At 67.5% G+C, this 24,790-nt stretch carries 23 protein-coding genes; 7 read left to right on the top strand and 16 right to left on the bottom strand.

Annotated elements, in window-relative coordinates; all coding sequences use genetic code 11:
* Window positions 1-21 precede the first annotated feature (21 nt).
* Together ASD86_RS25530 and ASD86_RS25535 are read right to left on the bottom strand one after the other, a co-directional pair.
* Window positions 22-903, bottom strand: coding sequence for a metallophosphoesterase (locus ASD86_RS25530; protein ID WP_056117284.1), 882 nt, complete (start codon window positions 901-903; stop codon window positions 22-24).
* On the bottom strand, window positions 900-2,288 hold the full coding sequence (locus tag ASD86_RS25535; protein WP_056117286.1) for a hypothetical protein: 1,389 nt from the start codon (window positions 2,286-2,288) through the stop codon (window positions 900-902). Before ASD86_RS25535 ends, ASD86_RS25530 begins: the two co-directional genes overlap by 4 nt.
* Before the next feature lie 338 nt (window positions 2,289-2,626).
* On the opposite strand from ASD86_RS25535, the gene ASD86_RS25540 reads away from it, so the two are divergent.
* Together ASD86_RS25540 and ASD86_RS25545 are read left to right on the top strand one after the other, a co-directional pair.
* Window positions 2,627-4,216, top strand: a complete 1,590-nt coding sequence (locus tag ASD86_RS25540) for a choline dehydrogenase (protein ID WP_056117288.1) — start codon at window positions 2,627-2,629, stop codon at window positions 4,214-4,216.
* Between the two features lie 282 nt (window positions 4,217-4,498).
* On the top strand, window positions 4,499-5,899 hold the full coding sequence (locus tag ASD86_RS25545) for a serine hydrolase domain-containing protein (protein WP_056117290.1): 1,401 nt from the start codon (window positions 4,499-4,501) through the stop codon (window positions 5,897-5,899).
* Window positions 5,900-6,029: 130 nt separating this feature from the next.
* Here the strand turns inward: ASD86_RS25545 and ASD86_RS25550 are convergent, their stop codons facing one another.
* Window positions 6,030-6,563: an SRPBCC family protein gene (locus tag ASD86_RS25550; protein ID WP_056117292.1), complete on the bottom strand. Its 534-nt coding sequence runs from the start codon at window positions 6,561-6,563 to the stop codon at window positions 6,030-6,032.
* A gap of 824 nt (window positions 6,564-7,387) precedes the next feature.
* The gene (locus ASD86_RS26280; RefSeq protein ID WP_082578717.1) at window positions 7,388-7,849 is read right to left on the bottom strand and encodes a hypothetical protein; all 462 of its coding nucleotides are present in this window, start codon (window positions 7,847-7,849) and stop codon (window positions 7,388-7,390) included.
* A gap of 176 nt (window positions 7,850-8,025) precedes the next feature.
* Between ASD86_RS26280 and ASD86_RS25560 the strand changes: the two genes are divergently transcribed.
* A complete protein-coding gene (locus ASD86_RS25560) occupies window positions 8,026-8,313 on the top strand; it encodes a hypothetical protein (RefSeq protein WP_056117298.1) in 288 nt (95 codons plus the stop codon).
* Window positions 8,314-8,871: 558 nt separating this feature from the next.
* Here ASD86_RS25560 and ASD86_RS27155 read toward each other — a convergent pair.
* The 7 genes from ASD86_RS27155 to ASD86_RS25595 all read right to left on the bottom strand — a co-directional run bounded on the left by ASD86_RS27155 (window position 8,872) and on the right by ASD86_RS25595 (window position 14,365).
* Complete coding sequence (locus ASD86_RS27155) at window positions 8,872-9,441, bottom strand: hypothetical protein (RefSeq protein ID WP_157477133.1); 570 nt, start codon at window positions 9,439-9,441, stop codon at window positions 8,872-8,874.
* Window positions 9,442-9,694: 253 nt separating this feature from the next.
* Window positions 9,695-10,090, bottom strand: coding sequence for a glycine cleavage system protein GcvH (gene gcvH, locus ASD86_RS25570; RefSeq protein WP_036114531.1), 396 nt, complete (start codon window positions 10,088-10,090; stop codon window positions 9,695-9,697).
* A gap of 213 nt (window positions 10,091-10,303) precedes the next feature.
* Window positions 10,304-10,927 carry a 2-hydroxychromene-2-carboxylate isomerase gene (locus tag ASD86_RS25575; RefSeq protein WP_056117302.1) on the bottom strand — a complete coding sequence of 208 codons (624 nt, stop codon included), beginning with the start codon at window positions 10,925-10,927 and terminating at the stop codon, window positions 10,304-10,306.
* A 10-nt stretch (window positions 10,928-10,937) separates the two neighbouring features.
* On the bottom strand, window positions 10,938-12,074 hold the full coding sequence (gene gcvT / locus ASD86_RS25580) for a glycine cleavage system aminomethyltransferase GcvT (protein WP_056117305.1): 1,137 nt from the start codon (window positions 12,072-12,074) through the stop codon (window positions 10,938-10,940).
* Between the two features lie 335 nt (window positions 12,075-12,409).
* Window positions 12,410-12,961 (bottom strand): hypothetical protein, encoded by a 552-nt coding sequence (locus tag ASD86_RS25585; protein WP_056117307.1) that lies wholly within the window; start codon window positions 12,959-12,961, stop codon window positions 12,410-12,412.
* Window positions 12,962-12,964: 3 nt separating this feature from the next.
* On the bottom strand, window positions 12,965-13,405 hold the full coding sequence (locus ASD86_RS25590) for an NfeD family protein (RefSeq protein ID WP_056117309.1): 441 nt from the start codon (window positions 13,403-13,405) through the stop codon (window positions 12,965-12,967).
* A 3-nt stretch (window positions 13,406-13,408) separates the two neighbouring features.
* Window positions 13,409-14,365, bottom strand: coding sequence for an SPFH domain-containing protein (locus tag ASD86_RS25595; protein ID WP_157477135.1), 957 nt, complete (start codon window positions 14,363-14,365; stop codon window positions 13,409-13,411).
* A gap of 92 nt (window positions 14,366-14,457) precedes the next feature.
* Here ASD86_RS25595 and ASD86_RS25600 point away from each other — a divergent pair, with 92 nt between their 5' ends.
* The 3 genes from ASD86_RS25600 to ASD86_RS25610 are packed head-to-tail and all read left to right on the top strand — an operon-like array spanning window position 14,458 to window position 17,410.
* Entirely contained in the window at window positions 14,458-15,093 is a 636-nt protein-coding gene (locus tag ASD86_RS25600) for a sigma-70 family RNA polymerase sigma factor (RefSeq protein ID WP_056117313.1), read from the top strand.
* Window positions 15,086-16,048, top strand: coding sequence for a hypothetical protein (locus ASD86_RS25605; RefSeq protein ID WP_056117315.1), 963 nt, complete (start codon window positions 15,086-15,088; stop codon window positions 16,046-16,048). The genes ASD86_RS25600 and ASD86_RS25605 overlap by 8 nt, the downstream gene beginning before the upstream one ends.
* 30 nt (window positions 16,049-16,078) lie before the next feature.
* The gene (locus tag ASD86_RS25610; protein ID WP_056117317.1) at window positions 16,079-17,410 is read left to right on the top strand and encodes a PDZ domain-containing protein; all 1,332 of its coding nucleotides are present in this window, start codon (window positions 16,079-16,081) and stop codon (window positions 17,408-17,410) included.
* Between the two features lie 407 nt (window positions 17,411-17,817).
* Here the strand turns inward: ASD86_RS25610 and ASD86_RS25615 are convergent, their stop codons facing one another.
* From ASD86_RS25615 to ASD86_RS25635, 5 genes are all read right to left on the bottom strand, one after another.
* The gene (locus ASD86_RS25615; protein WP_157477137.1) at window positions 17,818-18,807 is read right to left on the bottom strand and encodes a DUF6607 family protein; all 990 of its coding nucleotides are present in this window, start codon (window positions 18,805-18,807) and stop codon (window positions 17,818-17,820) included.
* A gap of 56 nt (window positions 18,808-18,863) precedes the next feature.
* The gene (locus ASD86_RS25620; protein WP_056117319.1) at window positions 18,864-19,442 is read right to left on the bottom strand and encodes a hypothetical protein; all 579 of its coding nucleotides are present in this window, start codon (window positions 19,440-19,442) and stop codon (window positions 18,864-18,866) included.
* Between the two features lie 2 nt (window positions 19,443-19,444).
* Window positions 19,445-21,745, bottom strand: a complete 2,301-nt coding sequence (locus ASD86_RS25625) for a TonB-dependent hemoglobin/transferrin/lactoferrin family receptor (protein WP_082578718.1) — start codon at window positions 21,743-21,745, stop codon at window positions 19,445-19,447.
* Between the two features lie 346 nt (window positions 21,746-22,091).
* Window positions 22,092-22,241 (bottom strand): hemin uptake protein HemP, encoded by a 150-nt coding sequence (locus ASD86_RS26285; RefSeq protein ID WP_082124672.1) that lies wholly within the window; start codon window positions 22,239-22,241, stop codon window positions 22,092-22,094.
* Window positions 22,242-22,458: 217 nt separating this feature from the next.
* Window positions 22,459-23,484 carry an aldo/keto reductase gene (locus tag ASD86_RS25635; RefSeq protein ID WP_056117326.1) on the bottom strand — a complete coding sequence of 342 codons (1,026 nt, stop codon included), beginning with the start codon at window positions 23,482-23,484 and terminating at the stop codon, window positions 22,459-22,461.
* 76 nt (window positions 23,485-23,560) lie between these two features.
* Here ASD86_RS25635 and ASD86_RS25640 point away from each other — a divergent pair, with 76 nt between their 5' ends.
* A complete protein-coding gene (locus tag ASD86_RS25640) occupies window positions 23,561-24,499 on the top strand; it encodes a hypothetical protein (RefSeq protein WP_056117330.1) in 939 nt (312 codons plus the stop codon).
* Window positions 24,500-24,790: the final 291 nt, after the last annotated feature.

The raw sequence follows: 24,790 nt of genomic DNA on the forward strand, positions 1-24,790 counted from the left end.
TCGGCTCGAGTCAGCCGGTACTCAGGGTTTCTGTACCGGCCGGCCCGCCGCCTTCAACCTCAACCGCGAAATCTCCGGCGGCACCCCGAACCGCACCGGCAGGATGCTGGTGCCGATGCCGGTGGAGACGAACAGGTGCTTGCCGTGTTCGATCAGATAGCCGCCGGCGTAGCGTTGGTCGGCCGGCAGCACCGGCGTGCCGATCCACGGCAGTTTCACCTGGCCGCCGTGGGTGTGGCCGGCGATCGTCAGCGACGCGCGCGCCGGAATGTCCGGGAACAGGTCCGGGTTGTGGGTCAGCGCGATCACCGGTGCGTCGTCGTTGACGCCGGCGAAGGCCTTGCCGATGTCGTGCGGGCTTTCCCACTTGTCGCCGATGCCGACCATCCACACGCGGCAGTTGCCCAGACGGGTCTGCACGGCCTGGTCTTCGAGCACGATCACCCCGGCCGCTTCCAGCGCCGCGCGCACCTTGTGTCCGTCCTTCCACCAATCGTGATTGCCGAGCACCGCATACACCGGCTTGCGCGCGGTCAGCGGGCGCAGGTGCGGCGCCATCTGGTCGGCGGAGATATAGGTACCGCCCAATACGCTCAAAATCACGTAGTCGCCGGCCATCAGCACCGCCTGGGCATCACTCTTGACCAGTCTGGCGACGATCTCGTCGAGCTTGTCCAGGCCGTTGTGCGGCGAACCGGTATGCAGGTCGGCGACCACGTCCACGCGCAGGCCTTCGCATTCGCGCGACCAATGGGGCAAGGCGAATTCGTAGTCGCGCTCGATCAGTTGCCGCGGTTCCCAGAAGAATCCCCAGGCCAGGCACGCGACCGTACACAGCACCAGGGTGACCAGCACCCGTTGCAGCCATTGCTGGCGCGGCCACGGCCGCCAATCGCGCCTCATGCCCGGGTGGTCTCGCAACGCTCCGCCGCATTGTTGCGCTGGACCCAGCGCGCGACCCGCCAGCCGATCACGCCCGCGCCCGCCGCCGCCGCCGCGCTGATGCCGGCCAGCCCGGCCACGCCGACACCGACGCTGCGCAACGCGACCACGGTGGTCGCCACGGTCACGTCGCCGAACCGCCAGAACGCGGTATCGACCGCGTTCTTGCCCTTGTAGCGCAGGGTGCGCGCGGCGCTGGTGAACAGGCTTTCGCGCGCTGGATTGACCATGCCGTAGGCCAGCCCGCGGCTGATCACCAAGGTGATCGCCACCGCCGGCATCGGCGCGATCGTCGCCGCCATCCCGGCCGGCAGCATCGCGATCAAGGCGCCATAGGCGGGAAACAGTTCGGTCAGCGGCGCATGCGCGTCGGCCACGATCGCGGTCAAGGTCAGGAACGCCACCGTCACCACCGACCACACCCCGATCACCGACGCCGCGCCGCGTCGCGACAACAGCCACGGCGTGATCAGCACCTGCATGGTCAGGGCGACGAGGTTGGTCATCAGGTCCAGGTCGGCGGCGAAGCGCGTGCGCGCCACCGCGTCGGTGAAGGTCGCCTTGGAATAATCCACGACCAGGCCGTAATTGACCGTGCCGATCCAGTCGCCGAGCAACAGCAGCAGCGCCATCGAGGCCATGAATGGATTGGAGAAGATCTGCTTGAGCCCGTCGAGCATGCCACCGCCGATCGCCGCCTCGTGCGAGGCCTCGTGCCGGCGCGTGCCGTGGACGCGCGACCACTGCCCAAGCAAGGTCACGAACACCAGCGCCAGGCCGAGCAGCCCCGCCGACACCATCAGCAGCGGCGCCACTCCGATCCGGTCGACCAGCACCCGGGTCAGCACCGGACCGGCGAGCGAACCGACCGTGCCGCCGACCGCGATCACCGGGAACAACCGCCGCGCCTGGCCCTCGCTCCAGATGTCGGTCATGAAGCTCCAGAACACCGACACCACGAACAGGTTGAACACGCTGATCCAGACGAAGAACACCGTGCCCAATGCGCGCGCGCTCAGCGGCCCGTGTTCGCCGAACAAGGGCATGAACGCGAGCAGGCAGACGATGAAGAAGCCGTACACCAGCGGCACCACCACCCGCCGCGGATAGCGCGAGACCAGGCCGGAGAACACCGGCGTCAGCGCCAGGGTGGCGATGAAGGTGGCCAGGTAGAACCACGGCAACTGGGTCGAACCGACCGCGCCGCTGAGTTGGTCGCGCAACGGCCGGATCACGTAGTACGCGGTCAGCACGCAGAAGAAATACCCCACCGAGAACGCGACCGCGCGCCACTCACCGCTATGCACTCGCCCGGAGGGCAGGCTGGCGCCTTGAACTGCCGACATTCCGTCGCTCCGTGAGTACAGCGCCGGCGGGCCGCCGGCTTTGCGGGGGTCGTGCTGTGCGTGTGGTGCTGGGTGGGGCAGGTCGTGCGGGTCGTGCGGTTTGAACGCGGCGCGGCGCGATGCACGGCATGACCGCATCGAACCGCTCGCCGCCCGCGGCGCCAACGTCGCGGCCATGCGGGTTGCCGGCACGGTAGCCCAAGGCGTCGCATATCGCCACCACGGCATCGGGCGGGATTCCTATCGGCCAGGATGTTGGGAGCATTTGCTCTAGTTTTGGCGCTTACGGTCGCCCCGTCAGCGCGACGACACACGCCGCGCGCCTGCGGGAATCGCCAGTGCCCACCGAGTTCGACTACATCATCATCGGCGCCGGTTCGGCCGGCTGCGTGCTCGCCAACCGCCTGAGCGAAGATCCCGACGCGCGCGTGCTGCTGATCGAAGCCGGCCCGCGCGACCTGCACCCGTTCATCCACATGCCCGCCGGCCTGGCCAAGCTGGTCAACAAGAAAGGCGTGAACTGGGACTACGACACCGCGCCGGAACCGCAGCTCGACAACCGCACCCTGTGGTGGCCGCGCGGCCGCGTGCTCGGCGGTTCGAGTTCGATCAATGCGATGTGCTACATCCGCGGCGTGCCCGGCGACTACGACGACTGGGCCGCGGCCGGCGCCAGCGGCTGGGACTGGAACGGCGTGCTGCCCTATTTCCGCCGCAGCGAGCGCAACAGCCGCGGCGACGACGCGTTGCACGGCAGCATGGGCCCGCTGTATGTGTCCGACCTGCGTTATACCAACCCGCTGTCGGGCGTGTTCATCGAGGCCGGGCAACAAGCCGGTTTCGCTCGCAACACCGACTTCAACGGACCGCAGCAACAAGGCTTCGGTTTCTACCAGGTCACCCAGAAGAACGGCGCGCGCTGCTCCAGCGCGGTCGCTTATCTCGACCCGGCGCGCGAGCGGCATAATCTGCACGTGGTCACCGGCGCGCTGGTCACCCGCATCAGCATCGAGAACGGCCGCGCCACCGGCGTGATCTACAGCAGCGGCGGGCGTTCGTATCACCAGCGCGCGGTGCGCGAGGTGCTGCTCAGCGGCGGCGCGCTCAATTCGCCGCAGTTGCTGATGCTGTCGGGCGTCGGCCCGGCCGATGAATTGCGCAAGCACGACATCGAGGTGCTGCACGACGCGCCGCAGGTCGGCCGCAACCTGCAGGATCATCTCGACGTGTGCACCCTGCAGCACTCGACCCAGCGCGTCACCTACGACCGCACCGGCGACCTGCGCGTCGCCTTCGACTACTACCTGCGCGGCCACAGCGGCCCCGGCAGCAGCAATCTCGCCGAGGCCGGCGGCTTCGTGCGTTCGGCGCTCGCGCCGGACGATCGCGCCGACATCCAACTGCATTTCGTGCCGGCGATGCTCGACGACCATGGCCGCCACCGCCTGGCCGGCGACGGCTACACCGCGCATGCCTGCTTCCTGCGTCCGCGCAGCCGCGGCCACCTCGATCTGGCCAGCGCCAGCGCCGGCGACAAGGTGCGCATCCACGCCAACTATCTCAGCGATCCGGAAGGCTTCGATCTGAAGATGATGCTCGAGTGCGCCAAGCTCTCGCGCACGCTGTTCGCGCAGAAAGCCTTCGACCCGTACCGCGGCGCGCCGATCTTCCCGGCCCGCACCGACCTCAGCGACGCCGAGCTGATCGAATTCGTGCGCGCCAAGGCCGAGTCGGTGTATCACCCGGTCGGCACCTGCCGGATGGGCGACGACGAGGCGGCGGTGGTCGACTCGCAACTGCGCGTGCGCGGCATCCAGGGCCTGCGCGTGATCGACGCCTCTGTGATGCCGAGCCTGATCGGCGGCAACACCAATGCGCCGACCATCATGATCGCCGAGCGGGCTTCGGATCTGATTCGCGGGCGGTGAGGCCGGGAATCGGGAATGGGGAGTCGGGAATCGGAAGGGCAAGAGCCGCGGCGTGCGCGTGGCGCTGCTCTTCCGATTCCCGATTCCCGATTCCCCATTCCCGCCCAAGAGCTGAAATGACGCGCCAACGGTGTGGCTTTTACGACTCCCGACTCCCCATTCCCGATTCCCGCCCCACCCATTAATCCCTGCAAAATCAGAATCCTGAATGCGATTGTTGCACAACTCCCTGAGATCGGCGCTAGAATCGGATCGACCCCGGCTAACCAGGCGCTGCGAGCGATGAAACTCACCTCTTCCCGACGCTCACTCAACCCCTGGCGCCTGGGCACGCTCGCGGCCCTGCTGACCATGACCCTGGGCTCGACCGCGCAGACCTCGCTGCGCTGGCGCACGCCGGAACCCTCGCAGCCGGTCGCGCGCGCGCAAGGCTACGACGGCACCGCGCTGCCGGGCCTGAGCGCCGCGCCGCAGGACCTCAATCCGCGCGTGCAGCCGCTGTCGACCGATTTCGACGTGCGTCAGTTCGAAGCCATGGCGCAAGCGCTGGTCGCCGAGCAACGCATTCCGGGCATGGCGATGGCCATCGTCCACAACGGCCAGGTGCTCAGCGCGCGCGGCTACGGCATCACCGACGTACGTAACGCCGAGCCGATCGACGCCCACACCGTGTTCCGCCTGGCCTCGCTGTCGAAGAGCTTCGCCGGCACCCTGACCGGCCTGCTGGTCAACGACGGCACCCTGCGTTGGGACAGCAAGGTCGTCGACTACATGCCCGGCTTCCAGTTGGTCGACCCCACCGCCGCGCGCAGCCTCACCGTCGCCGACGTGCTCAGCCATCGGGTCGGCCTGACCCACAACACCTACGACCGCGACCTGGAAAACTACGCCGACTATCGCGTGCTGACCCAGAAACTCGCGTACGCGCCGATGGCCTGCCAGCCCGGCACCTGCTACGGCTACCAGAACATCGCCTTCAGCCTTATCGGCGACGTGGTGTTCGCCGCCACCGGCGATTTCTACAGCCAAGAGGTGCAGCGCCGTTTGTTCAAGCCGCTCGGCATGAACGATGCGAGCCTGGGACTTGAAGGCATCACCGCCAGCGCGCGCTGGGCCAAGCCGCACGTGCGCGCGCGCGGCGGCTGGGCCTCGGTGACGCCGAAGCCGACCTATTACCAATTGCCGCCGGCCGCCGGCGTCAATGCCAGCGCCAGCGACATGGCGCAGTGGCTGATCGCCCAGACCGGCCATCGCACCGACGTGCTGCCGCTGCCGCTGCTCGCGACCTTGCATCAACCGCTGGTCGATACGCCGACCGAAATCCGCGGCTCGAGCTGGCGCCGCCAGCGTCTGAGCACGGCCGGTTATGCGCTGGGTTGGCGCGTGTTCGATTACGCCGGCCACCGCGTGGTGTTCCATGCCGGCGCGGTGCAGGGCTATCGCGGCATGGTCGCGATGCTGCCCGATCGCGACCTGGGCATCGCGGTGTTGTGGAACAGCGAAAGCGGCCTGCCGACCGGCATGCTGCCGACCCTGCTCGACCGCGCGATCGGCCTGCCGACCGAGCGCTGGCTCGACGTCGACGGCTTCGACGACCCGGGCCTGTACGCCTCCGAAGGCGTGACGCCGAGCCGCGAGGTCAGTGGCAGTAATGCGCAGAAGGCGACTGCGGCACCGCGGTGAAGCCGGGATTCGAGAGTCGGGATTCGAGATTGGCAAAGCAGAAGCAGGCGTCTCGATTCCTGATCTAACAACAAAGGCCCGCTGATCGCGGGCCTTTGCTTTTTTGCGGTTTCGAATCCCGAATCCCCAATCACGAATCCCCGCTCTCAGCCACCTGCTTGAGCTTCGCCAAGCCCTTGTCGTAATCCTTGCCGACCATGCTGTCGAGCAGCAGGCCGAACCAGCGCGAGACAAGGTTGTTGCCGTGCTCGCTGTCCAGCGCCCAGGTCACGCGGGTACCGTCGCCTTCGCCTTTCAGGGTAAAGGTACCGGTGGCCTGAGTGCCGTCGAAGTCGAGCGCGTTGACGATCTTCTGCTGCGGCACCGATTCGGTGATGCGCTGCGCGCCTTTGCCGACCTTGTCGCCCTCCCAGGCCATCGCCGCGCCGACGCCCGACTCCGGACCGCTGTAGCTGTACTTCGCGCTCGGCTCCAGTTCGTACCACGGCGACCACTCGTTGAAGCGCTTGTAGGAACCGAGCAAGGCATGCACCTCGCCCGGCGGCCGCGCGATCGAGATCGACCGCTCGACATGCGTACTCGCCGGCAACAGGAAGCCGCCGACCACGAACACCACCGCGAGCAGCACGACCAGATAAAGCAGTCCCTTGAACAAACCTTTCATGGTGTTCCCCCGATGGCAGGTGCGAGTTGGATGCGATTGGATGATCGGCTGCGGCCAGCTTTGCGCCGATCCTACCGCCGGCCACCGCGACGCGAGCGTGCACGGCCCGACTTGCCGACGAGAGGCATGCGACCGAAGTCACGCGTCGGTGAGTTTGGGTGAACGAGGCGTCGAGCCCGCTCCCCACAACGAAGCGCCGACTCATCAACCACCACGTCCTCTCCCAACCATCATCCCCGCGAACGCGGGGATCCAGCGACTTCGACAACCCGCAATGAAGCGCCGACAAGCCAACCACGAACCCCTCTACCACTCGTCATCCCCGCGAACGCGGGGATCCGGTGACTTTGGGAAACCCGCGACGAAGCGCCGACAAGCCAACCACGAAACCCTCTCCCACCCGTCATCCCCGCGAACGCGGGGATCCAGTGACTTTGGGAAACCCGCGACGAAGCGCCGACACGTCAGCAACGAAGCCTTTCCCATCCCGTCATCCCCGCGCAGGCGGGGATCCAGAGACTTCAGCGTCATCCAACAAGGACTGGCGGCAACAACGAGGCCGCCAACGCGACAGACCCGGCCACCGGACGGAATCCGGCATTACGAAGGCAGCCGACTACGCGGCATCGCCGACACGTGCGGCAGGACTTTGACACTGCGCGCTCAAGACGTGGACGGACGACCCCGGCCCGGCTGGTCGCCCGGACGCTCATCGCGGCGCGAGCCGCCAGCTCGCGAGCGCTAAGGCCCGCCACAAATAAAAAACTCTCCCCCCGCCTGGGCTGCGGGAGGAGAGCTGGATTACGGCAATCGGGTGTTTCTTATTAGATCAGCGGAGCCGGGGTCGCCGGGAGCGCTGCAGCAGCCTTCGGCTTGCGAGCCTTTTTGGCGGCCTTCTTCGGGGCCTTCTTGGCGGCCTTCTTCGCGGTCTTCTTGGCAGTCTTCTTGGCTGCCTTCTTCACGGTCTTCTTGGCAGCCTTCTTGGCGGTCTTCTTAGTCGCCTTCTTGGCAGCCTTCTTGGCGGTCTTCTTGGTCGCCTTCTTAGCAGCCTTCTTGGCGGTCTTCTTGGTCGCCTTCTTAGCAGTCTTCTTGGCGGTCTTCTTGGTCGCCTTCTTCGCGGCCTTCTTGGCGGTCTTGCGGACGGCCTTCTTGGCAGCCTTCTTCACGGTCTTCTTGGCAGCCTTCTTGGTGGCCTTCTTGGCGACCTTCTTAGCGCCGGCCTTCTTGGCGACCTTCTTGGTCGCTTTCTTGGCGGAGGACTTCTTAGCAGCTTTCTTAACGGCCATGTGATGGCTCCTCGTCAGTGATGATCAGGAATGATCAGTGGTAGTGCGGTAAGCCCAGTTCAAAGGAACTCTGTGTTGGCAGAGCCGCGGGAGTCGGACCCGCGTGCAACCGCCGACGCGCTGGGCGCGCCGGAACGGATCGGGGATCGCGTCCGGCCGCAAGCGCGGCGGGACCGATGGCGCATCCGCCGGAAAGGCGGACGGAGCAGGCCGCCCAAAGGGGCGGCCAAACAAAAACCCGGGGCGCCGAACGCGAACCGGGTTGCAAGAAGCAGGTCGTCAGCGATGTCATCAAGGTTTTGGATGTCATCGGCGGAGAGAGCGTGGCCAACATTTCTGCAGAGGAAGCGAACCCAACGTCCACCGTTTTGACTGTCCAGGCGGAGGTCCGTTTTGTGCTGCGTGTTGTCGCGCTTGGTTTTCTCACTCTCGTCTGCAGGAAACGTCTGCTGGGCGAAACCTAATCACGCTTTTTATGACTGTCAACAACCCGGCCTATTTTTTTTTACGGCCGCTCGCCCGGAACGCCGCGCCGATGCCGCGGCGCGCGCGTTCCAAAAACGCGCGCGCGCATCGACGCGTTCGACACGCGTTTCGTTCGACGTCGCTGAAACCCAAGCGTGGCGCGGCTTTCAGCGCACTCGCGTTTTTTCATTCCGGCTTTTCGAACGCATGCGCGTCGCGCGCGAAGCGTGTCGCGAACGATTCCGACGACCTGTACCGGAAGAAAAAATTCCTGTCCGCGATGGGCGCCGATTTCGCGTCGCACAAGCCCGACTGCGCGAAAGTGCGCGAACTTTTTTCGGCCGCGAGCGGCGTTCGCGACCGCCGCGACGGTGGTCGACGCGGGCGAACGCAACGTTCGCGACGCGACCGAGGCGCGCGAACGCGCCGACCGCGACGCGCCGATGCGCGAGCGCTCGCGGCGTTGCCGACACGACCGTTCGTCGGTCTCGAACGCCGACGCATGCCTCCTGTGCACATCGCGTTCGTACTCGGACGGGCGCGCGCTGGAAACGTTTTTACCTGTCGGCGAAAACTCCGGCGAGGGAGGACAAAGGCGACGCGCGTTCGCCGAGCCGGCCGCCGCGAACCGAGCCGCGCGCTCGCGTGGTCGTGCCGAGTCGTCGCGCCGACAGCGTTCGCGTCGCGGCAAGCGCCACGCGAAAGTGGCGCCGCGATAAATCGCGCGGCGGTGCGTCGGCTCGGCACGCCGCGTCGTCCTTCACCAGACCTGCACGCCTGAAGGCGGCGATCGTGCACTGCCGGATCGATGCTCGTCGCGATCGCGCCGTCGGGATCGGCTGGACTGCGTCGGCCGTTCGCGGCATGCGCGACGAGGTCGCGTGCAATGCGGCAGCGATCGTGCGACGACCGCCACAGGCCAAACCATCGCGATGAAAATCACCGGAGTTTTTCGCGATTCGCGCGAGCGCGCATGCATCGTCGAGTGCATGGGCGATGCGTTGTCGATGGGTTGCGCCGACCGGTGTGCGATGAGAACGCCCGACCGGATCCTCGTCGAGACGATCGCAACCGCGCGCCGTCGGCATATCGCGGACGTCGGTTCGACCGCCGCTCGCCGCGCTCATCGGCGGACCGGCGCGGCGCCCGATCGTTCATCGTCGCCGTCGCGTCGGTCCGCGGCGCGCGGCGATGCCACTTCGGATTCGCACTTCGCAATCACGCCTCGTGTCGACCCGCGCGGCGCGATCGAGACCGCCTCAGCGCCGTCGGCAAGCGCATCACCACAAACGAAACGGGGAGCGAGTCCCGGGCGCCGCGATCGCGGGCCGGTCCTGCGCTCCCCGTGGACCGCGGCCGTTGCCGGCCGCGGCGGGTGGATCAGTGGTCGTCTTCTTCGAGCAGCTCGGCGTAGTCGTCGGGCGCGAGCAGTTCGTTGAGCTGGTCGGGTTCGTCGATCTCGACGGTGTAGATCCAGCCTTCGCCGTAGGCGTCTTCGTTGATCGTTTCCGGCTTGTCCGCCAGCGCGGCGTTGACCGCGGTCACGGTGCCGGAGACCGGCGCGTACACGTCGGAGGCGGCCTTGACCGACTCGACCACGGCGCTGGCGTTGCCCGCTTCGACGCGGTCGCCGACGTTGGGCAGTTCGACGTAGACCAGGTCGCCGAGCAAGCCCTGGGCGTGGTCGGAGATGCCGACGGTGACTTTGCCGTCGCCTTCGACGCGGGCCCACTCGTGGGATTTCATGAACTTCAGATCGCCGGGGATTTCACTCATGGCTGGCCTCGAACGTTGCGGGAGCGGCGGGTAATGGCGCGTAGTTTAACGATGCCGGGCCGCTGTGGGAGGGGTAAACGCAAAAGCGGGGATCACAAAGCGCGAATCGGGTTGCGGGATTTGAGGAACGGCCGCAAGTACGCGGCGCAAGACGGCGTCGCGCCGGAACTTTACCTCACGCCGCAACACGTCCGGGAGCGACCAGCGAAACGTTCAACCGGCATCGGCCGTGAACGGTTCGCGGCCGGTGAGCAGCGCCTCGCGCAGCGCTTCGACCCGGTCCTGACCCCAGAACGGTTCGCCGTCGAGCACATAACCGGGCAGGCCCGGCAGGTCGGCGGCGATCGCGGCGCGGGTGTTGCCGCGATAGATCGCGGCGACCTCCTCGCCTTCGGCGGTGGCGAGCGTCGCATCGGCATCGTGACCGGCATCGCGCAACAGGCCGGCGACGGTGTCGCGGTCGGCGAGGTCGCGGTCGTGCGCCCAGATCGCGCGGAACGCGGCGTCCATATAAGCGGACGGATCGCGGCCCTGCCGATCGAGCGCGATCGCGCAGCGGTCGGCCAGGCTCGGGTCGACCGGAAAGAACTTCGGCGCGAGGTTCAACGGCACGCCGCGTTGCTGGCGCGCGCGCTGCAACTCGATCAGGCGATAGCGCTGGCGCGCCGGCGCGCGCTGGCCCAGCGGCAGGCCGCCGTTGGCCTCGAACAGTTCGAAGATCCGCACCGGCTTGTAGACCAGGGTCGCGCCGGCCTCGCGCGCGGCCGCGAGCAGCGGCGCGTGCCCGAGGTAGGCGTACGGCGAGATCAGACTGAAGTAGTAATCGATGCGGGGCATGCGCGCGACCTCAGGCGAGTACGCCGTCCTGCGCCTGGCCGTCGCGCACGAACGGGAACTTGACCACCCGCACCGGCACTTCCTTGCCGCGAATGTCGACCCGCACGTTGCCGGCGGCGCCCAGCGCGATCTCGCCGGCCGGCACGCGCGCGAACGCGATCGACTTGTTCAGCGTCGGCGAGAACGTGCCCGACAGGATCTCGCCTTCGCCGTGCGCGGTCAGCACCTTCTGGCCGTGACGCAGCACGCCCTTGTCGTCCATCACCAGCGCGATCATCTGGCGCGCGGCGCCGGTGGCCTTGAGTTGTTCCAGCGGGCCACGGCCGATGAAGTCGCGCGGCGCACCGTCGGCGCCGCTGTCGAGGGCGATGGTCCAGGCCAACGCGGCTTCGTACGGCGAGACGCTGTCGTCCATGTCCTGGCCGTACAGATTCATGCCCGCTTCCAGGCGCAGGGTGTCGCGCGCGCCCAGCCCGGCCGGCTTGACGCCCGCGGCGAGCAGCGCGTCCCACAGCGCGACCGCGCGGTCTTCGGGCACCACCACTTCGAAACCGTCTTCGCCGGTGTAACCGGTGCGGGCGATGAACAGCGCGATGCCGTCACTGGTCTGCGCGTCGCCGGCGACGAACTTGCCGAGCTTGCCGATCCGCGCGCGATCTTCCTCGCGCAGCAGGCCGACCACCTTGTCGCGCGCGTTCGGGCCCTGCACCGCGATCATCGCCAGCTCCGGACGCTCGGTCACCGACACGTCGAACGCCTTGGCCTGCTCGCCGATCCACGCCAGATCCTTCTCGCGGGTGGCCGCGTTGACCACCAGGCGGAAATAGCTTTCGTCGAGGAAGTACACGATCAGGTCGTCGATCACCCCGCCCTGCGGGTTGAGCATGCAGGTGTACAGTGCCTTGCCCGATTTCTGCAGCTTGTCGACCGAGTTGGCGACCAGACGGCGCAGGAACTCGCGCACGCGCGCGCCGCGCAGGTCGACCACGGTCATGTGGCTGACGTCGAACATGCCGGCGTCGCGGCGCACCTGATGGTGCTCTTCGATCTGCGAGCCGTAGTTGATCGGCATGTCCCAGCCGCCGAAATCCACCATCTTGGCGCCGAGTGCGCGGTGGGCGTCGTTGAGGATGGTCTTCTGGCTCATGGGGCGCTGCCTGCTCGTGGGGGTTTGAGCCGGTGATTATTCCAGAAGCGCGCTGCGTGCGTATTTATGGGGGTTCGGTACGCGGGCGAATGGTGGTTGGCGGCGGAGGCGGCGTGGCTGTGTGGGACGAGGTTGCGTGGCCTGAGTGGAGCGCGGCGACGAGGTCTTTTGTGGGAGAGGCTTCAGCCCCGATGCTTTTCGCTCGGGTCGCGGTGCTGCTTCGGAGGGCGTGCTCTTCTGAAAGAAAAGCGTCGCGGCTAGCGCCACTCTCACAAAGGTCGGCAGGTGCGGCCGGGCTTCGGGCATTCGCGGTCGGCGGTTTGGCGCGGCCGACTCTATTCTTCTTCGGCGCCTTCGTTGTAACAACTTACTTCGGTTGGCTTGACCTCGACGAAACGGCCCTTGCGCCGGTCCAGCCGCACCGCCCAGCGCGAGGCGTCGAAGCGTTCGCGCGCGGCCGCGCCTTCGACCAGGGTGTCGATGATCGCGATCACGCCCGGGTCGCTGATACCGTCGATCATGCAAGTCGAGATCGACACACGCTCGCCGCGCAGCAGCTTGGGGTACGGCACCACGTCGGTGATCTTCCAGCGTGCTTCGTTGCCGATCCGGCCGACCAGCTCGGCGGCGTAGAACTTCAGCGAGCGGTCCTCGTTGTCGTCGATCGTGCCGATGCTGCGCGCGCAGATCTGCTCGGCGCTGCGGCCGGTGCCGACGCAGCCGCCGGTGTTGGATTTGAAACCGTCCGGAAACGGCGGCACGACCTTGCCGATCCAGTCGTCGGCGCGTTGCGGCCCACCGGCCGAAGCCGGCGCGACAGCCAGCACCATGGCGAACGCCATCGCCGATGCGCGCAAGCTCGTTGTCGCGGCGCGCACGGTCGTCATGGGTCAGCCGGCCAGTTCGACCTGCAGGGTCATGCCGTCGGTGCCGATCACCCGCACCGCGGTGCCGGTGGCCAGCTCCGGCCCGCTCACGTCCCAGAACGCATCGGCGATCTGGACCCGGCCGCGGCCCTGCACGATGCCGCGTTCAAGCACCACCACGCGGCCGATCAACTGTTCGGCGCGACGGTTCAACAAGGGCTGGTCGCTCTTGCGCTCGCGGCCGCGGAACCAGGTGCGGTAGACCTGGATCGAGGCGAAGCTCAACACGATGAAGGCCGCGACCTGCGCCAGCACGGTCAGGCCCGGGAACACCATCGCCAGCGCGAACACCGCGGCCGCGGCGAAGCCGAGCCACAGCATGAACGCGCCGGGCGCCAGCGCCTCGGCCGCGAACAGCAGCATCGCGATCGCGGCCCAGCTTACGGTCTGCCAGGTCCAGGCCATGGCTCAGCCTCCGCTGCGCAACGGCGGCGGGCCGCCGGCCGCGCGACTGGGCTGGCGTTCGAGCGCTTCCTTGGCCAGTTCGCCGATGCCGGCGAGCGAGCCGATGATGCCGGCCGATTCCATCGGCATCATCACGAACTTCTGGTTCGGCGCTTCGGCCAGCGACTTGAACGCCTCGATGTATTTCTGCGCGATGAAGTAGTTGATCGCCTGCACGTTGCCGGCCGAGATCGCGTTGGACACCATCTCGGTGGCCTTGGCTTCGGCCTGGGCCAGACGCTCGCGCGCCTCGGCCTGACGGAACGCGGCTTCCTTCTCGCCTTCGGCTTCCAGGATCACCGACTGCTTCTCGCCCTCGGCCTTGAGGATCGCGGCCTGACGGAAACCCTCGGCTTCCAGAATATTCGCGCGCTTCTCGCGCTCGGCCTTCATCTGCCGCGCCATCGAGTCGACCAGATCGCGCGGCGGCTGGATGTCCTTCAATTCGATGCGGTTGACCTTCAGGCCCCATGGATGGGTCGCCTGATCGACCGCGTTGAGCACCTTGGTGTTGATCTCGTCGCGCTTGGACAGCGACTCGTCCAGGTCCATCGAACCGATCGCGGTGCGGATGTTGGTCATGACCAAATTAAGAATCGCGATTTCCAGGGTGGCGACTTCATACGCCGCCTTGGCCGCGTCCTGCACCTGGAAGAACACGATGCCGTCGACCTTGACCACCGCGTTGTCCTTGGTGATCACGTCCTGGCTGGGGACTTCCAGCACCTGCTCCATCATGTTGATCTTGCGGCCGACGCCGTAGATCACCGGCATCAGGAAATGCAGGCCCGGGTCCATGGTGTGGGTGTAGCGGCCGAAGCGCTCGACGGTCCACTGATAACCCTGCGGCACCATGCGCACCGTCTTGAACAGCAGGATCACGCCCGCGAATACCACCACCATCGCCAGAAACGTTCCCATGAACTCCCCCTCCATGCCTCGTCCGAGGCCGCCAGTATAGGCCGTGCGGGTGCCTGCGACCCTTCACGCCCTTGCTGCATCCTTGTATTCGAATGCCAGCCGAACCCACCCCATCGCCCTCGCCCGGCCCGCTGCCCGCCCCCTCATCGGAGCGGCCGCTGTCGAGCTTCGCCATCGACGTCCCGGAGACGTTGCTGACGCGCGCGCGCAACGGCGAGGGCGCGGCGTTCGAGCAGATCTACCGCTGGTTCGAACGACCGGTGTTCACCCTGGCGATGCGGATCGCCGGCGATCGCGACGAGGCCACCGACGTGCTGCAGGAGACCATGTTGAAAGTGCTCACGCGGATCGGCGACTTCCGCGGCCACCTCGACGGCAGCGGCACGCCGTTCTGGGGCTGGTTGCGCCAGATCGCGGTCAACGAGGCGCTGATGCGGCTGCGCAGCCAGCGCCGCCACGAGCACGCGGTCGAACCCAACGACGAACACCTGGCCGACGACCGTCTGCCGCCACCACCGGCCGCCGCCGATGCCGCCGCGCTCGGCCGCGCCCTGGCCCAGTTGCCGGCGCCGACCCGCAGCGTGCTGTGGCTGTACCACGCCGAGGGCTATACCCATGAGGAGATCGCGACGTTGATGCAACGCACGCCGAGCTTCTCCAAATCGCAACTCGCGCGCGGCTCGCGCCGCCTGCGCCTGTTGCTGGAACCGGAGCAGGCCCATGCCTGATCGAAACCTTCCCGACCCGCGCGGCGCCGCGCCGCAGGACTGGCCGACCGCGTTCGCGCAGTTGCCGGCGGAAACGCCGCCGGCCGACGGCTGGGCGCAGGTCGCCGCGCGTCTGGCGTCCGCGGCGAACGCCGCGCCGCCGGCCGGCGACATGGCTTCGTCCGCGTTGCCCGCGACCGGCCGGATGACGGCCACGCGTCGCCATGTACCGCACCGCCGCCGCTGGGCGATGGCGGCGATGCTCGCCGCGGCGCTGCCGCTGGCGTGGTGGCTGAGCCAGCGCGGCGCCGATCCGATCATGCCGGCGACGCAACCGGCGCAGGTCGTGCACACCCAGAATCCGTCGCCCGATCGCGTGATTGCGAACCCGCCGCTGTCACCCTCGACGCAACCGCAGCCCGACCCGGGCAAGTTGGCCGACACCGGCGAGCGCAGCACCGATCACGCGGCCGACCATGCAACCGACCGCGCGACGGATCGTGCGATCGCCACCGCGCCGAACCCATCGAACGACGCCAACAAGCCCGCACCGCGTACCGCCAAACCGCAACGCGACGCATCGCCCGGAACCCGTGAACGCCGAGCGCCGACGCGCCTGGCCGCAAACGAAACCGCGCCGACGCCGCAAGCGCTCGCGAACAACGACAGCGATGCGATCGTCCAACGCATCGGCGAACTGCAGGCGCAGTCGGCGCAGTTGGAAGCGCTGATCGCCGCCAGTCGCGACGACCGCGTCGCCAGCGCCACCGCGGCGGTCATGAGTTCCGAACTCGACCAGCGCCTGGGCCTGATCGACGCCACCCTGATTGCCGCGCCGCTGCCGGCGTCGCAGCGCCTGTCGCTGTGGCAACAGCGCGTCGGCACGCTGCGCGCGCTGGCCGGGGTAGAAAGCACGCAACGCTGGTTCGCCGCGCAAGGCGAACGCTACGACGACGCACTGGTGCGCGTCGACTGATTCCTCTTCACCGCCGTACCGGAGAACGACATGGCCCGCGCCATCACCCACTTGCGCCGTACGCTTCCGCTGCTGCTGGCCGCGGCAATCGGCAGCGCGCTCGCGCACGACAATCCCAAGGACGCCGGCGCCATCGACGCCGCGCCGCCGACCGCCGCCGCCGCCCCGACCCGGGTGCACAGCTACTACTTCGTGAGCCGCGGCGACGCGGCCACCTCGCGCCAGTTCGCCCAGACCCGACAGTTCGCTCAGGCCTATTCGCGCAACCGCACCGAACTGGGCGCGCTGCCCGATCCGGTGACCAAGCCGACCTTGATCCGCGACGACCTGCGTGGCCCGCAACTCGGCGTGATCCTAGCGCCGGACGCGAAAGCCGGTGTGCGCATCGTCGCGGTCACCCCCGACAGCGCCGCGGCCAAGGCCGGATTGCGCAGCGGCGATTCGCTGCTTGGCGTGGGCGACAAGAGCATCGCCGGCGCCGACGGCTCGGCCCGTCTGGCGAATGCCCGCGCGTTGCTCGGGGTGCTCGAACCGGGCAAGCCGGTGCGCATCCGCTATCAGCGCGACGGCAAGCCGGCCAGCCTGACCGCAACGCCGCAGCTTGGCGAGCGGGTGATGGTGTTCGAGAACGACGACGGCTCGCAGTTCGTGACCAACGGCGAACTCGTGGTCCGGCGTTTGCGCAGTGGCGAATCGGAAGTCTCCGCCGACAGCATCGAATACATCGCGGCCGAGCCGATGATGGCGCCGCGCATGCACAGCGAGATCATTCGTCTGAATGCGGATTGCAAGAACAAGCCCTGCCCGCTGCCGTCGATCAGCGAGGCTCTGCGCTGGAACGGGCTCAATCTGGCCTCGGTCGATGCCAAGCTCGGCCGCTACTTCGGCGCCGACCGCGGCGTGCTGGTGCTCAGCGCCGGTCCCGAGCTCAAGGGCCTGGAAGCCGGCGACGTGATCCAGAGCATCGACGGACGCCAGGTCGACAGCCCGCGCGAAGCGATGGCGGCCCTGCGCGGCAAACCCGATGGCGGTCAGGTCGAAGTGGCGTATCTGCGCGACCGTGCCAAGGCCAAGAGCACGATCAAGGTGCCCAAGGCGATCGCCTGGGCCCCACCGCCGCCGCCACCGCCGGCTCCTCCCGCTCCGCCGAGGCCGCCGAGGTCGCCAGTGCCACCCGCGCCGCCCGCGCCGGTGGCTGCGCCTGGCGCGCCGGTTCCGCCGGCTCCACCGCCGCCGCCGCCCCCGCCGCCGCCGGCACCTCCGCACGGCCTGCTGCTGCCCGCGCCGGGCGCGGCACCGGTCGCACCCGCGGCGCCGGTGTGGGCGTCGACCGGACAGGCCGGGGCGACTCGCGTCGATTGAAGCCGACGCTGTCGGAGCGAATGATTGGCGAGCGAATGATTGCCAAACGCGTCGTTAGAGTTGCGTCGTAAGCGGGTGTCGCGGTCGCGGCTTGCGCCGCTCCTACATTCGGCCTGCGGCGCAACTCCGCTCCAGACTGCAGGAGCGGCGCGGGCCGCGACCGCAAATCCGCCCGCGCCGGCGAAACTGGATCGCGCACGTTACCGCACACCACTCGTCTGTAAGAACGCCAACACAATAAACGTCAACGCAATTAAAAGGCCGGGCATCGCTGCCCGGCCTTTTTTATCAGCTCGAATACAACCTCAGGCGCTATGCGTCGACACACGCACAACACCAGAGTCGCAATAGGTCAGCGACGTAATCGCAGCCTCGATCGCTACGCGGACCACGGCAACCACGACGGCTCACTTAGCCGGCGGCGACTGCTCAGGACCGGCGGTATCGGCCGGCGCCTTGACCACCCACTTGGCGAACACCGCGTCGATTTCCTTGTCGGCCACCGGCTTGCCTTCTTCCAGCTTGCCGGCCTGTTCGAACAACGGAATGATCATCGCCATGCCGTCGACCTTGGTCTTGAGCTGCACACCCGGCGCCTGGTCCAGGTACACGTTCCAGTGCGCGCGCACCTTGGCCCAGTAGTCCTTGGTCGCGTCCCAGTACTTGTAGGCCGGCTTGAAGTCGACGTCCTTGGTCTTGACGTAATCGTTGAAGCCGAACTCGCGCGCCAGTTCTTCCTGGGTGCCGTCGGGCTTGCGCAGCACCTTGGTGTTGTATTGCTCGTGGGTCCAACCGTTCGGGGTCAGGGTGTGGCGGTTGATCGCCGCGACTGCGTTGTAGTCGCTGCGCTTGGTGTACTCGCGCCGCGGCAGCGGACGCCAGCTCGGATCACTGGTCCAGGTGGCGACGTTGTTGCGGTAATCCCAGCGGCCGGTGCCGCAGTAGCGCGGCGCGTCGCTGACTTCATACACGCACTGGGTCCAGGCGCCGCGATTGAGCTCGGCCGGGATCGTGCGCACGTGCCAGGTCTGGTCGGCGCTGAATTCGAAACGCTGCGGCGCCTCGAACACCCAGTCCTGACGCCAGTGCTTGGTGACGTGGCCGCTTTTGCCGTCGACCAGGATGTGCTGCAGGACGATCCGGCGCGGGCTGTCCTCGACCACGATCACGGTCTCGTTGCCGCCGCTGCGCATCGCCGGCGCGCGTTCGTAGTTCGGCTTGAGCAGCACGGTTTCGTCGAAAGCGAAATCGACGATGTACTCGCCCTGCATGGCCAGGATCGAAGCGCGGTCGCGCTCGGTCGACACGGCGGCGTTGACGGGAGACAGGGCCAGCGCGATCGGGCTGGCGCACAGACAAACGGCCAGCACGCTGGCGCGGATTACGGGTTGGGTCATGGCTGAACTCGATGCTTCTCGGTTGGCTATATAAAAGGAAAGGATTGGATCGGGGATCAGGCGAATTGCGCCGGTCGCGCTTCGTCGCTCAGGCGCGAGGCCATGCAGCAGCACACGTGGGCCTGGGTCTGCAGGCGCGCGCCTTCGCCGCTGGCGATACGGCGCGCATGCGCTTGTCCCAGCGGCGACAGTTCGGCGGTGTCGGCGACGAGGATGCAATGCCCGGCGTCGTCGCGCAGCACGTGCAGGCGCAGCACTTCGGCCTGCCAGCGCCCGCGCAGGCGACGCAGCCAGCGCCGACGCAATCCGGCCCAGGCGCCGCCGCGGGCATCCGCGCCCTGGACCATCGGCAACTTCGCCGCGGCGTCGTCCCAGGCCAGGAAATCGCTGTCGGGCAGCAGATACAACCGCCAGCACACGCGACCGGCGGCGTTACGGAACACCAGCGCTTCGCACGAGGACTCGCCGTCGAGGCGGGTCATGCGCTCGGCGCTGGCCGCCTGCAGCCAGCCATCGAGCGCGTCGCGATGGCGGCGCGGGTACACGCACAACACCGTCGCGACCGCGGCCAGCCGTTCCGGCGCCGGCAGGCCGGCGCGTTCGGGCAGGTTCGCGATCGACGACGGCGCGCGCATGCTTACCAGCTCACCGACACGCTGGCGCCGACATTGCGGCCCGGCGCGCTGTAGCGGTCGATCACCGTGCTGGTCGCGGCGATGCCCGGCAGGTCGCCGGCGTCCCAATAGGTCTTGTCCCCGAGATTGAATACGCCGACGTTGACCTTGGCACCCGGCGCGAAATTCCAGTGCGCGAGCAGATCGAGCACGCCGTAACCCGGCGCGGCGAAGCGGTTCGGCGCCGGCAGATCGTCCTTGCGCTTGGCGAAGCGGCCGGCCAGTTCCACGCCCCACACGTCGCGGTCGTAGGCCAGGCCCAGGGTCGCGGTCAACGGCGCGATCGATTCCAGCGGACGATCGGCGGCCTTGTCCTCACCCTTGCTGTACGCCGCCGCGCCGCGCAGCGACCAACCGGCCCAGGCCGGCGAGAACTCGCCGAAGTCGACACCGCCGCGCAGTTCCACGCCGCGGATGCGCGCCTTGGCCACGTTCTGCGACTGGAACACGATCAACGGCGTCCGCGGCGGCGCGCTGACCTGACGGTTGGATTCGATGAAGTCCTTATAGTCGTTGTAGTACGCCGACAGCTGCGCATACACGGCCTTGCCGCTGAAGCGCAGGCCCAGTTCGTAGCCGTCGCTGGTCTCGGGCTTAAGGTTCGGGTTCGGAATCGCGGTGTAGCCGAACTGCAGATTGGTGAAGCCCAGATTGACGTCGCTGTAGGGCGGCGCGCGGAAACCGCGCTGGTAGCCGCCGTACACCGACCAGTCCTGCGAGAAGTGCCAGACCGCGCCGAGCTTGGGCGACACGCTGGTCTTGCTCAGGTCGCTGACGACCACGCCGGGATTGTCGGCGGTGAAGATCGCATCGCGTTGCGGACGCAGTTCGTAACGATCCACGCGCACCGCCGGCACCAGCCGGAACGCGCCGTCGGCGAACTGGATTTCGTCCTGCACGAACACGCCGGCGCTCTGGGTCTTGCTGACCGGGAAATCGCGCACCGGGAAGGTATCGGGCGAGATCACGTTGGTGCTCACGCCGGTGGTCAGATTGATCCCGCGGCCGTCGCGCTTCTGGCGGAACTCGGTGTTTTCGTATTCGAAGCCGTAGGTCAGGGTGTGCTCGACCGAACCGGTGGCGAAGCCCTTGTGCGCGGTGGCTTCGGCGCCGTACACGCGCTGGTCGAAGTTGAATTCGCGCAGGCGCAGGGTCGGGCTGATCTCGCGGCCGCCGACCACGCTCACTCGCTGCTCGCGGGTGCGTTGGGTGGTCTCGCTGTCCTGGCGGTAGATCTGCCAGCGCAGCGAATCGGCGAAGGCGCTATCGAGCGAATCGATTTCGTGGGCGAACGCGACCCGCGCGCGGGTCTGGTGATCGTTGCCGGTCTGCGACAACACCCGCACCGCCGGCGCGCCCGGCGCCGACAGCGCAGTGCCGCGCGCAGTGAACACCTCGGTGTCGGTCTGGTCTTCGCTGCCTTCCAAGGTCAGGCGGAAACGCTGGTTGTCGCTGGGCGCGTACACCAGCTTGGTCAGCAGGCTGCGGCCGTCGTTGTCCTGCGGGTTGGGCGTGGTGCGGCTGGCGTCGAGGGTGTTGCGCTTGCCTTGGTTCTCGGTTTCCTGGCCCTGATGGTGATTGACCACGACCAAGCCCGACCAGCGCTCGCCGCCGAACGCCGCGGTGGCGCCGCCGTACAGGCCGTCGTTCTGGCTTTCGACGCCTAGCTTGAGGCCGAAGTACGCGTTGGCGCCGTCCTTGAGGTAGTCCTCCGGGTCCTTGGTCACGAACGAAACCACGCCGCCGAGCGCATCGGAGCCGTGCAGCGCGCTGCTGGGGCCGCGCACGATCTCGACTTCCTTGACCGTGTCCAGATCGACGAAATTGCGTCCGGCGTTGGAGAAGCTGCCGATACTGAAGCTGTCGGAGACCGAGATGCCGTCGACCAGCACGCGCACGCGATTGCCGCCGAGGCCGCGGATGCGGATGTCGCCCAGGCCGAAGCGTTCGCGATTGGAACCCACGACGATGCCGGGTTCGTAGCGGAACAGGTCCTTGATGTTGCGGGTGAGTTCGTTGTCCATGCGCTCGCGGTCGATGGCGCTGACCGTGGCCGGCACGTCCTGCACCGCGCGCTCGGTGCGGGTGGCGCTGACCACCACGCGCTGGAGTTCGTTGACGTCGGCGCCGTCGGGCGCGGGCGCATCGGCGGCGAGCGCGGCGGCCGGCAGCGCGAGCAACAACGCCAGGGCCAGCGCGGAACGCGCGGGGACGACAACGGGGAAAACGCGCGGACGCGCGGCAACACTAAGGACGCGGGACATGCAGTCGGACTCGGTTGTATGGGTTTTGGACCGAGGCGGGCTGGCGTCCGATGCAAAGACTTCGTTGCAGGACAGGGCTGGCAGCCTGGGAGAGAGAGGGTGCTGGCGAGTCGGCGTACCGACGCGCCGCGCCGCGTCGATCCCGGGACGGGAATGAGGACGCGGTGCGGCGGTGACGCGGGCGATGGGGCGGGCTTGCAGCGTTGGGCTCAGCGGGCTCGGGGTCGGGTGGCTGCGTTGTGCTTTGGACGTTTTAGTCCGGGGCCTTTGGCGGTCGGGTCGAACTCGGGCTTGTGGGTTGGATGTTGCTGAGGGGTGCTTGGCTGGGTGCGCGCCGTTCGCGGGGTTACTTGGTCAGGATCAGCTTGTCGTTACGGGTATGGCGCAGGCGATAGACCTCGCCGCCGTGACGGATCAGCACTTCGCGCGCGCCGCGCAGCAGCGCGGTGCTTTCGACCAGGACGCCCTGGGCGGCGGCGACCACGGCCGAGGCCATGGCGGTCGGCGCGGTGGCATCGACGGCGGGGGTCGCGACGGCGGACAGGGGACGATCGGTACGGGGTTTCAGCTGAAGCACCGGGTTGCGCAGAGACATGGCGGTGGCTCGTTCGGGGGTGGGCTCCCGAATGATGATAATGATTCTCATTTGCCAGTCAACACGCAAACACACAAATCTGCGACTGCAGTCATGCAGAAGACGTCCAGGCCCCTGTTCAGGCAAAGGCGTTCTCGACCCGCTGCCAGCCGGCCTCGTCGATTTTCTCGAGCAATTCCAGCGCCTGCAGGTTCTGCAGCAGTTGCTCGCTGCGGCTGGCGCCGAGGATCACGCTCGACACATGCGGGTTACGCAGGCACCAAGCGATCGCCAGCGGCGCCTGCTCGACCCCGAGCTCGCGCGCGACCGCGCCGAACGCGGCCACTCGCTCGATCCGGCGCTGATCGGAACTGCCGACCGCGATCCGGCGCAGCCAGTCCTTGTCGGCATGCTCCAGCCGGCCGCGCTCGGCGCCGTCCTTGCCGTCGCCTTGCTTGCCGTCGCCCTGTTTGTCGTCGGCGTGCGCCGACAGCGCGCCGTACTTGCCGGTCAGCAACCCCGAGGCCAGCGGCGACCAGATCGTGGTGCCCAGTCCCAGCTCGGCGTACAGCGGCGCGTATTCGAGCTCGACCCGATCGCGATGCAGCAGGTTGTATTGCGGCTGCTCCATGCTCGGCGCATGCAGATGATGGGCGCGCGCGATCTTGTGCGCTTCGCGGATCAACCCGGCCGGCCACTCCGAGGTACCCCAGTACAGCACCTTGCCCTGACGGATCAGCGCATCCATCGCCCACACGGTTTCCTCGATCGGCGTGTCCGGATCGGGACGATGGCAGTAGTACAGATCGAGATGCTCGACACGCAGCCGACGCAGCGCATCATGGCAGGCTTCGGTGATGTGCTTGCGCGACAAACCCTTCTGGGTCGGAGCCGGCTCCTCGACCGAGCCGAAGAAGACCTTGCTGGACACGCAATAACCGTCGCGCGGCAGGCGCAGCTCGGCGATGACCTCGCCCATCACCCGCTCGGCCTCGCCGTTGGCATACCCTTCGGCGTTGTCGAAAAAGTTGATGCCGTGATCCCACGCCGCGGCGATCAGTTCGCGCGCGGTGTCGCGGCCGATCTGCGCACCGAAGGTAACCCAGGCGCCGAACGACAGCGCCGACAGTTGGAGGCCGGATGAACCCAGGCGACGGTATTGCATGGACACACTCCCATCGGAACGTTGATTGCACACATGCTACGCCGATGATTACTCAGACCAAGGGCGGAATACGCGGATGCCGGTGAAGACCCGAGGCCTGATCGTGAGCCTGATCGCGATCGCCGTGGCCTTGCTGGGCTGGCAGTTGTGGCGTTCGCGCGCGCCGATCGCGGCCGCGCCCACCGCGGTCGGCCAAAGCGACGCGGCAGCGCAAGAACCACCGGCCGCGCCGGCGAAACCCGCCGACACACCGAGCAAGATAGAACCGATCCGCTCCAACTATCGCAATCCGCAGTTGGCCGAACTCAAGAACCGCGCCGACGCCGGCGACAGCCGCGCCTCGTGCCAACTCGGCATGGAACTGCTGCGCTGCACCGACGTATCCCCGGCCGAGCAGGTGCTGGCCTCGGCCGAAGAGAATTCGCGTCCGGATCTGCCGCCGGAGCAGCGCGCCTACATGACCAAGCTGGAGGACCGCGCGCGTCAGATGATCAACGAATGCCGCAACGCGCCGGCCGATTCGTGGAAACAGGGCAACCACTACCTGCGTCAGGCCGCGCTCGCCGGCGAACCCGAAGCCATGTACCGCTACGCGCGCGGCGATTCGGTCCTGGTCGACTACACCCACCTGAACTCGCCCGAGTTCGACCGCTGGCGCGCCGAGGCCGGCAACATGCTGCAGCTGTCGTTCGAGGCCGGCTATCTGCCGTCGGTGTTCGATCTGATGGTCGGCTACAGCGACAACTCATCGCCGCTGACGGGTTTGATCGCGAACGACCCGACCAAGGCGCGGGCGATGCGTCTATTGATTTCGCGCCTGGCCGGCAAACCAGCGGATCGGCCCGAGTCGCGCTACGCGAGCCTGGAACCGGCCGCGACGGCGTTGGCGTCGCAGTGGCAGCGCGATTATTTTCCGACGGTGAAGCCGCCGTTGCAGAAGATGCCGCGGCTGATGCCGGCGGGGTTCGCTTCGTTGTATGCCGATGAAAACAATGAGCCGGCGTGTACGCAGTGAGTTGAGGTTCGTTTGTGGCGAAGGCTCCGATCGCGTGGCTGGCATAAGCGGCAACGATTGTCGCGGCTATGGCAGAGGTTGCGACGTTGTCGTGGTGGCGCAGTCGCGGCTTGCGCCGCTCCTACAGGGTGGCCATGCGGCCATGGCTTGGCTTTGGCTTTGGCTTTGGCTTTGGCTTTGGCTTTGGATCGAGTCTGAAGCCTTGCAGTTCATCCAGCGCTGCGAAGCCACGCACTCGCGTTAGCAACAGCACACCCGAAGGGCGGCGTGCAGGATGCACGCCGTGCGCCA

Origin of the sequence: Lysobacter sp. Root690 (assembly GCF_001427785.1) — a bacterium.
Classification (GTDB): domain Bacteria; phylum Pseudomonadota; class Gammaproteobacteria; order Xanthomonadales; family Xanthomonadaceae; genus Lysobacter.